At 28.0% G+C, this 15,264-nt stretch carries 8 protein-coding genes; 5 read left to right on the plus strand and 3 right to left on the minus strand.

Annotation, left to right across the window (positions count from 1 at the left end; genetic code table 4):
- Positions 1 to 45: 45 nt before the first annotated feature.
- From H9M94_RS01425 to rpsD, 3 genes are all read right to left on the minus strand, one after another.
- Entirely contained in the window at positions 46 to 7,821 is a 7,776-nt protein-coding gene (locus tag H9M94_RS01425) for a lipoprotein 17-related variable surface protein (protein WP_187469807.1), read from the minus strand.
- Positions 7,822 to 8,001: 180 nt separating this feature from the next.
- A complete protein-coding gene (rpmE, locus tag H9M94_RS01430) occupies positions 8,002 to 8,211 on the minus strand; it encodes a 50S ribosomal protein L31 (RefSeq protein WP_187469808.1) in 210 nt (69 codons plus the stop codon).
- A 25-nt stretch (positions 8,212 to 8,236) separates the two neighbouring features.
- On the minus strand, positions 8,237 to 8,836 hold the full coding sequence (rpsD, locus tag H9M94_RS01435; protein WP_187469809.1) for a 30S ribosomal protein S4: 600 nt from the start codon (positions 8,834 to 8,836) through the stop codon (positions 8,237 to 8,239).
- Between the two features lie 573 nt (positions 8,837 to 9,409).
- Between rpsD and trpS the strand changes: the two genes are divergently transcribed.
- From trpS to H9M94_RS01460, 5 genes are all read left to right on the plus strand, one after another.
- Complete coding sequence (gene trpS / locus H9M94_RS01440) at positions 9,410 to 10,411, plus strand: tryptophan--tRNA ligase (protein WP_187469810.1); 1,002 nt, start codon at positions 9,410 to 9,412, stop codon at positions 10,409 to 10,411.
- 14 nt (positions 10,412 to 10,425) lie between these two features.
- Positions 10,426 to 12,180: a threonine--tRNA ligase gene (thrS, locus tag H9M94_RS01445; protein WP_255483481.1), complete on the plus strand. Its 1,755-nt coding sequence runs from the start codon at positions 10,426 to 10,428 to the stop codon at positions 12,178 to 12,180.
- Positions 12,173 to 12,730, plus strand: coding sequence for a hypothetical protein (locus H9M94_RS01450; RefSeq protein ID WP_187469811.1), 558 nt, complete (start codon positions 12,173 to 12,175; stop codon positions 12,728 to 12,730). The genes thrS and H9M94_RS01450 overlap by 8 nt, the downstream gene beginning before the upstream one ends.
- Positions 12,731 to 12,953: 223 nt before the next feature.
- Positions 12,954 to 14,027 carry a DNA (cytosine-5-)-methyltransferase gene (dcm, locus tag H9M94_RS01455; protein ID WP_370576693.1) on the plus strand — a complete coding sequence of 358 codons (1,074 nt, stop codon included), beginning with the start codon at positions 12,954 to 12,956 and terminating at the stop codon, positions 14,025 to 14,027.
- Positions 14,015 to 15,202, plus strand: a complete 1,188-nt coding sequence (locus H9M94_RS01460; RefSeq protein WP_187469812.1) for an MAG4270 family putative restriction endonuclease — start codon at positions 14,015 to 14,017, stop codon at positions 15,200 to 15,202. The genes dcm and H9M94_RS01460 overlap by 13 nt, the downstream gene beginning before the upstream one ends.
- Positions 15,203 to 15,264 lie beyond the last annotated feature (62 nt).

Here is a 15,264-nt window from a genome sequence, read left to right on the forward strand (position 1 = left end):
AACAAAAAAATTCAAGTACACAATACTTGAATTTTTGTTTTGCTGTTATTTAGCTGATTTACGACGTTTTAATATAAAGAAGTAAATTGCAGCTCCAATTACTGGGATTAATAATAGAAGTGATAAGTAACCTAAACCACTTGATGAATCATCTTTATGATCATTGATTAAGTTTCTTTTTTCTTGAATTTCTTTGTCAAGTAAAGATAATGAAGCGCGCAATTGTGAGATTTCATCAGGATTTTTAGCCGCTTTTAATTTTGCATATAATGATTGGTATTCATTATTATAAAGATTCTTAATATCGTGAATATATGATGTGATGTTTGTGTTATTTTCATCATATTGATCAGCGTCATTAAGACCTTCTTTAATTGATGAATCAATTTGTTTTTTAAGATCATCTTTATCTTGCACAAAGTGGATTTCATCTTTAATTTTTTGGATTTCTTGATCTAAATGAGTAGTTTGATCAAGGTTATCTTCGTTAAGATTTGAAATAATTTTCTTCATTGATCAAATATGATCATTAATTGATTTTGTTTCTTTTCATTCTAAAAGATTTTCACGAAGAGTTTGTGATAACTCTTCAAGTTGATTGTTGTAGTTATCTTTAAGATCTTGCATTTCTTTTTCTTTTGATTCAGTTGCGAGACGTTCTTTAATTACTCTAATGTTATTTACAATTGTTTGAAGTTTAGATTTTAATGAATCTAATCCACTATTATAACCTTGAATTTCTGTATCATCATTTGCATTTGATACTTTTGTTTTTAATGCTGAGATTTCTTTATATAAGGCATCAATGTTATGCACTTGAACTAAGAAACCTTCTTGGTTAGGAATTTGATCATGAACTTCATTTACTTCATTTTCAAATTGATTAATTTTAGCATTCATTTCTTGCTTAATTTGTGAATTTGTATTAAGAGTAAATGTTTTTTCAACTTCTCTTCTTAATGAATCTGCATTTGGGTCAGTTACAGTTAAAGTAAGTGTAATATTTCCGTTTGCATCATCTGCTGCTTTATTTGTAATAGCAACATTATATTTATCACTTGGTGGTGTGATTTGGAAGTCTTGATCAGTTAATGTAGAAGCTTTTTTATTAAGAGTATCAATTAATTCAACATTAATATTATTTGCATAATCACTAAAGTTTTGAACATTTGTATCAATTTCTTGTTTTTTGGTTTTTGCTTGAGTAATTAATGTTGTGATATCTGCAATGGCTTTTTGATATGCAGAGATAGTTGCATCATTGTTTGAACTTGCTTTAGCTGCATCAACTTTTTTAGTGATTTGAGATAAATTAAATGGTAATGAAACACGTAACATTGAGTAGTGATCTTCATTTAAGTTTTCTCTTATATATGAAGTTAACTCTTTTTGTTTTGCATTATATTCTCTATTTAATTGGTTGATTTGTGTTAATTTAGCATTGTCGGTTGGATTGATAAAATCAGTAATTGTTTTTGAATATTCCTTACTTACTCCTTGATATGTAAGTGTGAAACGAACAACTAATGATAAATCAATATCATTTGGTTCAAGAGTAACATTTGAATATACCACTGTGCTAGGGATATTTGTAATATTTAGTTGATTTTCTAAAACATGAGAAGGCATTTGAACTTTATTTGCAACATCAACATTCGCATCTGCCGCATAGGCATCTAATGCTTTTGTGTTTTGGTCATTTAAGATAATTTGTTGCGCTTCATTATCAATTAGTTCTAATCTTTCAGATAATAATCTGATTTTTTCATCTTTATTACCTAAATCGGTAATTTGTGAAGCATTTGTTATTGCTAATTTAAGGTTAGTAATTTCATCTCTGAGACCTTTAATTAAACCTAATTGTGCTGATATTAAGTTATTATCTTGATATTTAGCAATAACTGCAGCAACATGTCTTTCAAGTGGTTTTACTTTTTCTAGTAATGGCGTTTTTGCTTGCACTAATTCCGTGTACTGTTGTATTTTTATTTCAATTATAGTGTTTTGCATTCCAACTAATGTTCTGATATTACTATATTGTTCTTCCGTTGTAACATTATTTAATTCACTTAATTTCTCTGATAATGTATTTTTATATGTTTGAATATCTGTAAAAATACCAGGATAATTTCAAGTATTTGCTATCGTAATTTTTTGATTAATTTCAGTTTTGAGTAAATTAATTTGATCTTGTAAAGCTACTTTAGAATTATTTTCTTCAATTGCTTGTGCAATTTCTTGTTTAATGGCTTGTAATTCAGATGTGTAAGTATTGAGTTTTTCTCTTGATGCAGGTAATAAACTATCATCATGGAATGGTGTAATTTCATCATTAATTAATACTTCTATTTTAGACGATAATGAATTTAATTTTGATTTTTCTGCTTCTAAGAATGAGTGTGATTGGTATTTAAGAATTGTGTTTAATACATCATTTTTAAGAGTATCAACATCATTTAATAAAGCAGTTTTTAAAGCAGAATCAGGAATATTGAATCCTGTGATTGTTTTAACAATAGTTCTTTGTTTATTATATATTGGTGCAGTAATTACAAGATTGAATGTAACTGTACCAGTTTGATTATTTGCGTGATAACTATTAATCGTATATGTGTAATTCTCGTTTTTAGGTGAAATTACAACATCATTTTTAGTTGTAGTATTTGCAAATCTTGCTTTGTTTTCAATATCTGCCATGATTGCCATATTTTCTAATTCAGCAACTGCAGCATCAATTTCTTGACGTTGGTATGGAATTAATTCAATTAAAGTGTCTAAATTTAAATTAATTGATGTTAAAGTTGAGATTGCCTCATCTTTTTCTTCTTCATTAATTGCAGATTTTTCAAGTGCAAGATCAACAAGAACTTGTTGATTTGCAAGAGAAGCACTTTTGTAAGTTTCACCTCCAAGATATTGGGTGATTAATTCATTTACTTTAGCAACTTTTGCTTCATAATCTGTTTTAAGAGTTTTAATTTTATTATTTTTTTTATCAATAGTAAGACTAATAAAACCATCAATTCTTTGTGTAAGACGTCTTGATAAATTTTTGTATGAAATTGTATAAGAAACTTCAATGTACATTTCAGAGTCATGTGGAACAATATCAACTTGACTAAGTGTTGCATTGTTTGATAAGTTATTAAATGTAAGGAATGATAATCTAACCTCTGATGGTAAAACTGATTTATTTGTAACTGTTAATGATATTCCGTCAATAATTTTATTTAATTCAACTTTATCTTTTTCGGTTTGGATTTTTGCATTTAAATCAGCTATTTTGGTATCTACATCAGAACTAATTGTTGCAATTTCTTCTCTAGTTAATTGATCATTATTTAATGAATTTTTGTATGCAGTAAATTGAGTTTGTAATAATTCGATATCTGAAAGAATATTTGGATAACTAATTGTGCTGATTTCATTTAAATAATCAGTGATTTTTTGAATTGTATTATTTTTAGCCTTAGTTGCTTCAAGATCAATTGTTGATTTAGCGATATTTGTACTTGTAATTAATGCTTTTAATTTTTCATTAATACCTGTAATATCATCAAGACTTGATGACGCAGAAATGCTATTAGCTTCATTAATTTTGCTTTGTAATTCTGTAGCAAGTTCTAAATAATCATTATTATTTTGAAGTGTTAAAAGTAATTCTTTTGCTTTATTAACTGTTGAAGAAAGTTCTAAATTAGCATTTAGAATTGCAAGTTGATTTGCAGTTGCTAAGCCTTCAATAACTTGGTTTTTATTTTTTGATAAACCAGCCTTATTATATGTATAAGAAATAGTTAATGTACCAGTTTCATCATTTGGTGTAAATGTTAAATTAGTAATTTCTTTATCTGTTATAGGGCGTAAATCTGTACCAACTGAAATTGTATTTGTAATAAGGTTGATATGATCTTTTATTCCTTCTAATAAGTCTGATTTTTGAACCATTGAAGGTGAGTGAGTGAAACCGAATGTTATTGGTAAGAAGTAAACAAATTTTTCAGCATCTTCTTCAAAATTATGAACATTAATTTCATGAAGTCTTGATTTTTCATCATATGGTTGTGCTAGGTTATCTAAATTATTAACGAAACTTGTAATATCGTCTAATGCAACTTGTAATTGTTCATTAGTTGAATTATCATCAGAAATAACTGCATCATTTGTAAGAATTTTGCTATCAATTTGGGAGATTAATTCGCTATATATTAGAGTTGTTCCGCTTTTTCTCATATATTTTGCTTTAGCAGCAGTTAATGTTTGTTTTTGATTATTATATGCGCTAATAATACGTTGTCTTGCAGATTCTAATTGATACTCACTACTTGATTGTTTTGCTTTTTCAATAGCATCATTAAATGCTAAATTTGCCTTAGCAATTGTATCTGGATCAACGCTTGTGTTGATTACATTTGTGAAAGCAGTTAAAGCATTATCAATTTTAGTTTGTTCTTCTGTTGAATTATTTACATAGAAGTCACGAGTAATAAGATTGTTATATTGATTTAATACAGTTTTTGCATTTGCAATTGCTGTTTTTAAACTATCAAATTTGGTTTTTAATGCTGAATATGCATCTCTTGTGGTTGATGATTCTAATTGAGTTGAAACATTTATTCTTTGTGTTTCGGTAAAATCTGAATATAAATTAGCATCGCTTGTTTTAATTGAGGTAGTAATTGCGTCTAAGATTTTAGTATCAAGAGCATTTCTTTCTTCTTCTGTTGATGCATTAGCAATTTCTGCAAATAGTTCATTCTTTTCGAATGTATATAACTTGTCAGAAGATGCAACTAAATTATTTAATTTATTTTTTGAAACAACGAATAAGTCAACATATTGATCAAGTGTAACTTTAGCCGCATTTACTTGTTCTGTTGATGCGCCTAAATTAGTTAAAACATTATTTGCGTTTTCATAAGCGCTCATAATATTTGCTTGCATTTCTTGTGTTTGAACTAAGAATGCTGGGTTACTTGAATAATTTGCAAAGACTTCAAAAGTTTGTTTTAATTCTTGCATTGCGGAATTTGTTTCTTTGAAGTCATTTATAATTTGCGACATTTCTTCAACATTAATTGTTGTATCTATTTGTTCAATTAATAATGCTTTTTGTTGTTGGTTTAATTCAGTTAATAATTCGACTTTTGCTTTTGGTTCATAAGCATCAGCAATTTGAATATTATTAACTAATTCAGTTACTTTGTCAGCACTTAATAGTAATGGGTGTTTTAAAATATCTTTAACATTTTCTTTTTGTTTATCATAAAGATGTGTTGCGTTATTTAAAACATTTTCAATTTGTAAAGTTCAATCAGTAATATTGGGAACAATATCGTTAAGAGCACGATCAAAATCATCAACCGCTCGTTCAATAGAATCAATATATCCGTCTTCAACAGGTTCAGTGCTTTTTGAGAATTTCTCCAACTCATCATGTAATTTTTCTACTTCAGTTCAAAGATACCCTTGTTGATTTGAACTTCTTCTAAATCTATGATATGCTCTTGAAATAGGTTTTCTTCGGTTAAGAATTTCATTTTTAACCTTAGAAATGAGGCCATTATATGTTTGAATTGTTTCAAATAATGCATCAGTATTTTCTAAGTTTACAACATAATATGCAATTTCTTTACTAAATACGGTTGCAGTTATAACATTGATATCTTTAATATTTTCAAGAATTTCTAATAACCTAGGTAGTTGATCTTTTAATTCTTCTGTTTCAGCGGTATAGGTTGTAATACTTTGTTGTGTGGTTGTTTCTAAGTCATCCAAATCAGTTGCATTAAATATTTTGTTAATGATATTAGAAGGAAATTCAACATTATCTACTATTCTTTTTCTTCAATATCTTTTTGCATTATCATCATTAACATTTGGCATTGCAGCAATTGCACCATCTGCTGCTAACTGAATTATTTGGTTATAAGCTGGATTAATATCATAACTTTTTAAAGTAGAAAATAATGATGGCAATGCACCAAGAACTAATTTAACTTTGATTGTATCAGTTATTAATTCATCAAGTTTTATTGAACTAAGGTTATCATAAGTAATTGTTGTAAATGCATTTGTCGCATTTGTTATAGTATTAGTTTTTAAACTCTTAACTTTATCAACAAGTGCTGTATTTGTCTTAAAAAGACTATATAACTCATTGTCGCTATCAAATGATGGTTCTTGTGCTTTTTCAAGGAATGCTTGATATTCGGCTGATAATTTAACAAGTTTGTTTGAACTATCATTATATTTATCGATTAATGCAGTTAATTTTGCATTTCCTTCTGGATCTGTATCGGCAATTGCGTTTGTTTTATTAATTAAATCTGTTACATAATTTTGAATAAAGTTAGTTTGTGACACTAAACCTAATAATGCATTTAATTTAATTAAGAATTGTTGCTTTTTGAAATAAATACCACGATATGTTACACGTACATCGTTAAAGTTGTGTTCATCATAATTACGTGAAACATAAAATTGATTAGATGGTGTTGTTTTATGAGTTTCAATTCTAAATACTTCATTATCTGAAATTTCTTTCGAACCTGTGTAAAGTGGAATTGTATACGTATTATTTGAATAATTACTTGGAATGGTTAATGTTTTAATTAAAACGTTATTTGAGAATACTTTAACATACAAGTTTTTTAATTGGTTTTGACCATTCGTTATTAGTGTAATACCTTTATCACCTGTTGAGATAGGTTCAATTCTAAGATTTTGTGTCAATGGACCCAAACCACCAGATTGTAAGTATGGTTCTGAATAGTAGTAATTTCTTTTGTAAATATTTTGAATTAAAGTGGGACCCGGAAAATCCATATACACAATCCCTAATTTAGTAAACTGTGGATTATCTTGAAGGTATTTGTGAATTTTTGCGTTTACCTCTGGCGAATTTAAATATGGTTTACTTTTTCAAGATTGAAAAAGATCATAACTATTGCTTCATGATAAAAAATTTACATAAAATGCTTGAGAATTATATGGACTAGCGTTTGTTTTTTGAATCATTTCTTTTACAAGTTCAGCTTTGTGACTTGTGCTATTAATACTATTAAATTGATCTTGTTCAGTCGCTCCTGAAGTAATGAAATCATAATATAAGAAACCACCTTTTCTACTATTATTAATACGTGAATTCATCTTATTAAGAATTATGATTTTCCCTCTAAATTCACCAACAGTAAAATTATTAAATGCTCAACGACTTCTACCATCAGGGTTATAAATTGAATCTCTATATTTGTCTAAAATACTGAAATATTTTTTATTAGCCTTTTTAATTTGGTTTGCATCAGAAAGATTTCAATTTTCTGTTTCATCTTTAATCCGCATAATTACGAATTCAGATGGATTTTCTTTAAGGAATTTAGATGTTTCAGCCAAAACTTTGTCTAAATCACCATCTCCGTATGTTGGACCGTGTCTGATAATCATGTCAGAATCAACGCGAATATCATAAGCTCTAATCCCTAGTTTTAATTGATTGTAATAACTAAATGCTTGTGTTCTTGCATAATTACCTGGAGCACCACCAACAGATTGAGTCCCTGTGTCGTGTGTCGCAGGAATACTTAATGAAAATATGCTTCTGTTATCTGGTAGATCTCTCATCCATTTTGCAGCGCTATAATAATCAGAATTAATTTCTGAAGGATTAATGATAGTTATCTTATCATTTCTTTTTCATAAATTCGGATTACCACTATTTGTTCCTTGTGTATCTGCCGAGCTTCTTGTACCACTAACAGCGGCAAGTGCAACTACTGAGAAAGCAGGTAAAAAAAGTAGTTTTTTATTGTTTTTTTTCATAGCAAATTATCTCCCTCTTTCTATGTACTTTATTTTACTCTTATATTGAATTTATATATTTATATAAATTCTAGCAAATAAAGTTTAATTCTAGTGTTAAAAGTAATTCTTTGAATTAAATTTAAACTAAAATTGTAAAAAGTTCGCGGTTTTTCGCGAACTTTTTTAGCTTTAAAATTATTATTTTTGAGCTTTTTCAAGTCTTCTGTTAAATCTGTCGATTCTTCCTGTTGCTTTAACTTGTGCTCTGTTTCCTGTGTAAACAGGGTGACATCCTGAACATACGTCTACTGAAAATGAAGGTTTAACTGATTTAAATGAAAATTCTTTTTGACATGTTGAACAAACTGCTTTAACTGTGTGGTACTCAGGGTGAATATTTTTTTTCATAATTTAATTCTCCTTTTAACTCTTACTATTTTGAGTAGAACTCAACTACTAAAGCGTCTTTGATTTCTGAGTGTACTTCGTTACGTTCTGGTAAACGGTCGTATTTAACAGTAAAGTCTTTTCTTGTTAATCATGCTGATGCAGCTTTTTCTTGCATAGCGTCTAAAATTTGTTTGTTTTGTCTTGATTTTTCTTTTAAAGTAATTTCTGATCCTAAAGTAATTGACATAGATGGAATGTTTGCTTTTTTACCATTAACTGTAAAGTGTCCGTGGTTAACTAATTGACGTGCTTGTCTTCTTGTTGTAGCAAATCCAGCTCTATAAACTAAGTTATCTAAACGTGATTCAAGTAATTGAAGCATGTTTGTACCAGTAATTCCTTTAATTTTAAGTGCTTTTTGGAACACTTTTTGTAATTGTTTTTCATTTATACCGAATAAGTGTTTAACTTTTTGTTTTTCGTATAAGTGTAAACCATATTCTGAAAGTTTAACTCTTTTGTTTCCGTGTTGTCCTGGAGCATATGTTCTCTTTTTACCTTTAGAAAATTCTTTTCCTGTTTCAAGAATAGAAAATCCTAAACGACGTGATTTTTTAAATACAGGTCCTGTATATCTTGACATGTTTTTTCCTCTTTTCCGCATAATCAGAGGGTTTATTTCTATTTAGGTAAATTTAACTTAATGTGTTCGATATTAAGCAGCTAATCTACTAACAAATTGTTATGCGCAAGTTAAATTTAAAATCTCAATATAATAAACTGCTGTTTTTTATGCATTTATATTTTATCAAAGATTGCAAGTTGTTACACTTTGGATCAAATATTTTTTTGAACCTTAAACATAGTAAAAAATGGAAAAATTAGTTGAAAAAAGTTTTTTATCATTTTTTAATCAAGAAAATATTAATCTTTTAACAATTCCATTTTCATTAAAAATGTTTTTTAGTTGTAAAAATTCAAAAATCATCAATAAATAATGAAACTGCAATTGTTTTGTTCTTACAAATTTAATCATTCAAAATCTATTATTTAAACATTAAAAAAGTGACAAAATCGGTGATATTAAGACATTTAAAAGATGTTTAATTATTAAAACTAAATCCTTATTTTAAATTGCAAAAATATGTATTTTTTAAGGGGTATATAACAATAAAAAAGTATTATAATTTTTAAAATTATAAAAATAGGAGGTTCAATGAAAAAGAGACTATTAAGTGGGATTAAACCAACTGGAGATTTAACATTAGGAAATTATATTGGTGCAATTCGTAATTTTGTTGAGTTACAAGATAATTATGAATCGTTCTTATTTGTTGCTGATTTACATGCGTTATCAACAGGAGCAGTTAATGCAACAGAATTAAGAAAAGCGCGTAAAACAATTGTTGCATTATACCTTGCATGTGGTTTAAATCCTGAAAATACAACCATTTTCTACCAATCACAAGTTGCCGCACACGGTCAAATGCAATGATTATGTACTTGTGAGACTACAACTGGTGAGTTACAAAGAATGACTCAATTTAAAGATAAAGCAACAAAATTAAAACAAGCTAATGGAACAAGTAAAATTCCAAGTGGTTTATTAATGTATCCAACTCTTATGGCGGGAGATATCTTACTTTATAATCCAGATATCGTTCCAATTGGAGAAGATCAAAAGCAACACCTTGAACTTACAAGAAATATTGCACAAAGATTCAACGCTAGATACAATATGAATTTCCAAATCCCAGAAGGTTTTGTACCACCCGTTGGTGCAAGAATTAAATCTTTAACAGACCCAACTGTCAAAATGTCAAAAAGTGAACACGGAACTAAATCTACTATCTATTTATTAGAAGATCCAAAACAAGCTTATAACAAGATTCTTAAAGCAGTCACTGATTCTGAAGGTAAAATTTACATCTCAAATGAGAAACCAGGTATCTTAAACTTACTTAACATTTATGCTGCATTAACAAATATTTCACTTGAAGATGCTGCGGAAAAATTCAAAGATACAAATTACAAAGAATTCAAAGAAGCAGTTGCAACTGAAGTAATGAACCTACTTATTAAAATTCAATCTAACTATAAAAAAGCACTTGAGATTGCTGATCAAATTACAGATGCAGGGGCTGAAAAAGCATCAAAAGTTGCTGATTATCATTTAAATAAACTCATGAAAAAAATGGGTTTATATGCTAAAAAATAATTCAGGAGATAATTATGAACATAATAAAAGCAAATAAAGCATTAAATCATACAACAAGCCATTTACTTGGTGCTGCTGTTGAAAAATTATATCCAAATGTAAAATTAGGATTTGGACCAGCAACAGATGAAGGATTCTACTATGATTTTGAATTCGAAACACCATTAAGTGATACAGAATTACCAAAGATTGAAAGAATGATGAAAAAACTTGCTTCAAGAAACTTAGTTATGAAACGAGTATCAATTAATGAATATGATTTTACAAACAAACCTTATAAACAAGAGTTATATGATGAATTAGTTTCTCAAGGTAAAGAAATCACTTTCTATGCACTTGTTGATCCACTTAGCAATGAAACAATTTTTGTTGACTTATGTGCTGGTGGTCACGTTGATGATACAAAACACATTAAAAATTTCAAACTTTTAAACCTTGCAGGTGCATACTGAAGAGGAAACTCAGATAATATTCAATTAACTAGAATCTATGGAACTTCATGAGAAACAAAAGAAGAATTAGATAACTACCTTGAAATCTTAAAAGAACGTAAAGAAAGAGATCACCGTAAAATTGGTAAAGAATTAAAATTATTCACATTCAATAGATTAGGTGGTCAAGGTATGCCATTCTGATTAGAAGATGGAATGTACATTCACAACGAAATTCGTAACCTTGTACTTAAAATGGACCGTAAATATGGTTTCACAGAAGTTTTAACACCACACTTTGGAGAAGAAGAACTTTACAAAATTTCAGGTCACTTAGCTCACTACCAAGAAGATATGTTTAGACCAATTATTGTGGAAAATGAGCGCTTAATTCCACGTCCTATGACATGTCCACACCACATTTTATGCTACAACACAGAAAAACGTTCATACCGTGATTTACCAATTCGTTATTCTGAACAATCACAACTTTACCGTTATGAAAAATCAGGAGCATTAACTGGTTTAGAACGTGTTAGAGGAATGCTTTTAACTGAAGGCCACTTATTTGTTAGAAAAGATCAAATTGCTGAAGAATTCAAATCAATGTACAAATTAATTAAAGAAACTTTAGAAATTTTCAAAATTCAAATTAGTTATGTTTCATTATCATTACGTGATCCAGAAAACAAAGAAAAATACTATGACAATGATGTAATGTGAAACGAAGCTGAAGCACAACTTAGAGACGTTTTAGATGAACTTGGTGTTAAATATGAAGAAAAAACAGGTGAAGCTGCATTCTATGGACCTAAAATGGACATCCAAATCTTTACAGCTTTAGGTCATGAAGTCACAGTTTCAACATTACAACTTGATTTCTTATTACCAGAACGTTTTGATATCACATTTACTAACCAAAACAATGAAGAAGAACGTCCAGTTATGATTCACCGTGGTCTTATCGGAACATATGAACGTTTTGTTGCTATTATGTTAGAACAAACAAAAGGTGTTTTACCATTCTGACTTGCACCAAAACAATTTACAGTAATTCCTGCAACAAATCATGAAGATGATATTGAATATGCAAAATCAGTAAATAAAATTCTTTTTGATGCAGACTTTAGGTCTAAAGTTGACTTACGTGATGAACGTTTAGGAAAAAAAGTTCGTGAAGCACAAATGTCAAAATCAAAAATTCAAATTATTTTAGGTGAAAAAGAAAGATTAACAGAAACTGTTTCATATCGTGAATATGGTTCACAAGAAACAACAACAATGCCATTAGCAGAGTTTATTCTTAAAATGCTTAGATTGAGAGATTCACGTGAATAATTCAAATCAAGACACTTCAATTGAAAAAACAAAAATGACTATGAAAAAGAAGAAAAAGAATCCTTATTACTTAGTATTCAACATTTCTTTTTGATTAATAACAATCGCATTAGTGCTTATAAGTAGCACTATAATTCCATGAGATAAAGTTGTTCCGGGAAGCGAATATAACTTTCCATTATGATTAAGAATTACTTTATCAGCTTTATACCCAATTATCATTTTAGGACTAGCATCATTATTCTTATTCTATAAGCAAATATCAATCTATTATTTCACAATGTATATCTTTTTAGTGGGTTTAGGTGCAACACTTATGTGACTACCACAATACATTGATAATGAAGTAAAATGACTACTTTTCCCTGGTGATGTTGCTGTTGTCTTTGGTATTTATGCAACAATGTACTTTATTGCTACTTTTACACTTACAAACGTTCGTGTTCAAACTATTCGTAATTACTTTTTAAATAAAAAAATACAAAAAAACCACCTTACACAAAACAATGAAGCAATTCAAAATATCCCAGAAGATGATCAAATACTTTAACCATGCAACCGCATGGTTATTTTATTGCCTTTTACTTACTAGTAAGTAAAACGCGCTATAATAAATTCACTATGAAAAACATTAAACTTTTTGAAGCTTTTGCTGGTATTGGTTCACAATATAAAGCATTAAAAAACATTATAAAAATAGAGCAGAGAGAGAGAGAGAGAGAAACTTATCCACAATAACTAGTCTTGGAAGCGTTGATTGATACATTGACGCAATCATCTCATATCAACTTATTCATTACGGCAAGATAAAACCCGAAACAAAACTCACAATTAAACAAATGTGTGATTTACTTAATCAATACACCTTTAGTACAGACTCAAAAGTTCCTGTTTCAAGTAATTATTTTGTTAGAATGAAGGAAGAAAAATTAAGACAGATTTTTCCTTATCTTTATTCATATGTAAATAATGATTATTTCAATCAAACACATAAAACACAAAAAGATCCAAATTCAATTAGTTCAACAGATATCACAAAATTTACAACATTACCAAACAATATAGATATCTTTACTTATTCATTCCCTTGTCAAGATTTATCTCAACAAGGAAAACAAAAAGGACTTGCAATAGGAACTAGAAGTGGTTTATTGTATGAAATCGAAAGAATCTTAAAAACAAATAAAGATAGATTACCAAAAGTTTTATTACTTGAAAATGTCAAAGCATTAACAACTAAAAAATTTATTGAATCATTTAATCAATGAATTCAAACATTAGAATCACTTGGTTATAAATCATATACAAAAGTTTTAAACTCAAGTGACTATGGATCGGCACAAAATAGAGAAAGAGTATTTTGTGTCTCGATTTTAAAAGACTCATTACTTAAAGATTTTGAATGAAACAACCTAGAAATAAGACATAATCGTAAATTAGAAAATATAATTAAACTTGATGAAGAATCAAAATATCTTGATTTAAATAAGAAATACAAATTTGATGCATTTAAAACGACATCAAACAATATATCTAAAAGTAAGTTGATAAACTATACAAATTTCAATTCAGAAGCTTATATTTATCTTCCAAAGGGAACTGGTCCAACATTAACTGCATCAGGTGCTAATTCTAGAATTAAATTCTATTTTGAAGCAGAAGATAAACTAAAAGCAATTAATTCAAAAGAAGCATACTTGTATATGGGTTTTGAAAAGAATGATTGAAAAGCAGTTAAAGAAACAGAAATAGTAACTGAAACTAAAATGATTTACACATGCGGTAATTCTATAAGTGTAGAAGTATTAGAAGCAATATTTAAAGAGATATTAAAATGTCTAAAATAAATATCTATAAAATACCATTTACTACAAAGAATTACCAATCAAATTCAAATTCTGCAAAACTTAAATTTGACTTATATATTGCTATGGCAAGTGATAAATCATACATTAGAGATATTTATTTTGACTTTAGCGAAATACATGTTGATTTAATGCAAACCGCAAGTCACTTTAAAGGAAAACATAAATTCTTAATTCAAAGACAAGAACTATTTGAAAAAGAAATGAATTTAAAAATTGAAAAAAGACCCGAAAGATCAGCGCATAAAATTCATAATTTAAATGAAGAACAAATAAGACTAGTTGAAAATTATGTTAATGTTTCGTATTTCCAAGATGGTTATACTTTTAAAGGTTTAATCAGTCTATTTAAGGGTAATAATCCTGGTGGATCAATGTCAAAACCAAGTAGTTCTGAAATCATAATTGATAAAGCAAAAAATAATGGTTCAACATGTTTCAATTTACCATTATTAATTGATTCAATTTATTTACGTACAGTTAATGGAAACTCATCCCTTAGTGATTTTTTGATACAAAATAACTATAACAAAGATGAAAAAGCTTTTTATTCATTGAATGATTTTATTAAAAATATTAAAAATCGAGATGGTAAAATTTACAAATTGTTTCTAGAATTAGAGAGATCATCAAATAAAAATGATGAACATAAGAGTAACCTATTAAAAGAAATTAGAAACCTAAGAGATAATTACAAAGAAGAAACATACATAATTAACAGAATCAATGCCTACACTCAAAAAATGAGAAATCAGTTTAGAAAAAATATTAAACAAAAACGTATTGAGATTTTTAAAATTCCAAAATACTCAAATGAAGAAAAAGCACATATTTATGCAGTTGAATGAATAAAAGATGAAGCTATGAAATCCTGAAAGATCAATAAAGAAATCCTAACTCAAAAGGAAATTGATGATCAGGTAAGTATAATCTTAAAGCAAATAAGTGATGTAAATAATTATTTAAACCTTGAACCAAATTGTCATACAATATTTGACAAAAAACTTTTTACTTATAACAAAAATGGTGAATTAGTTGTTCTAAAACAAGAAGTAAATATTCCTGAATATTATTGACAAATTCCAAAGGATAAACTTAACAGTGAAATGGTTGAATATATTCAAAAACGAAATAAAGTTTTAGAACATCATAATTAAGAAGTCAAATGATTTAAACTCCTTAAATATAGCAAAATACAAACTTTTTAAATTTGTTATAA

Source organism: Mycoplasma sp. Pen4 (assembly GCF_014352955.1).
Classification (GTDB): Bacteria; Bacillota_I; Bacilli_A; order Mycoplasmatales; family Metamycoplasmataceae; genus Mycoplasmopsis.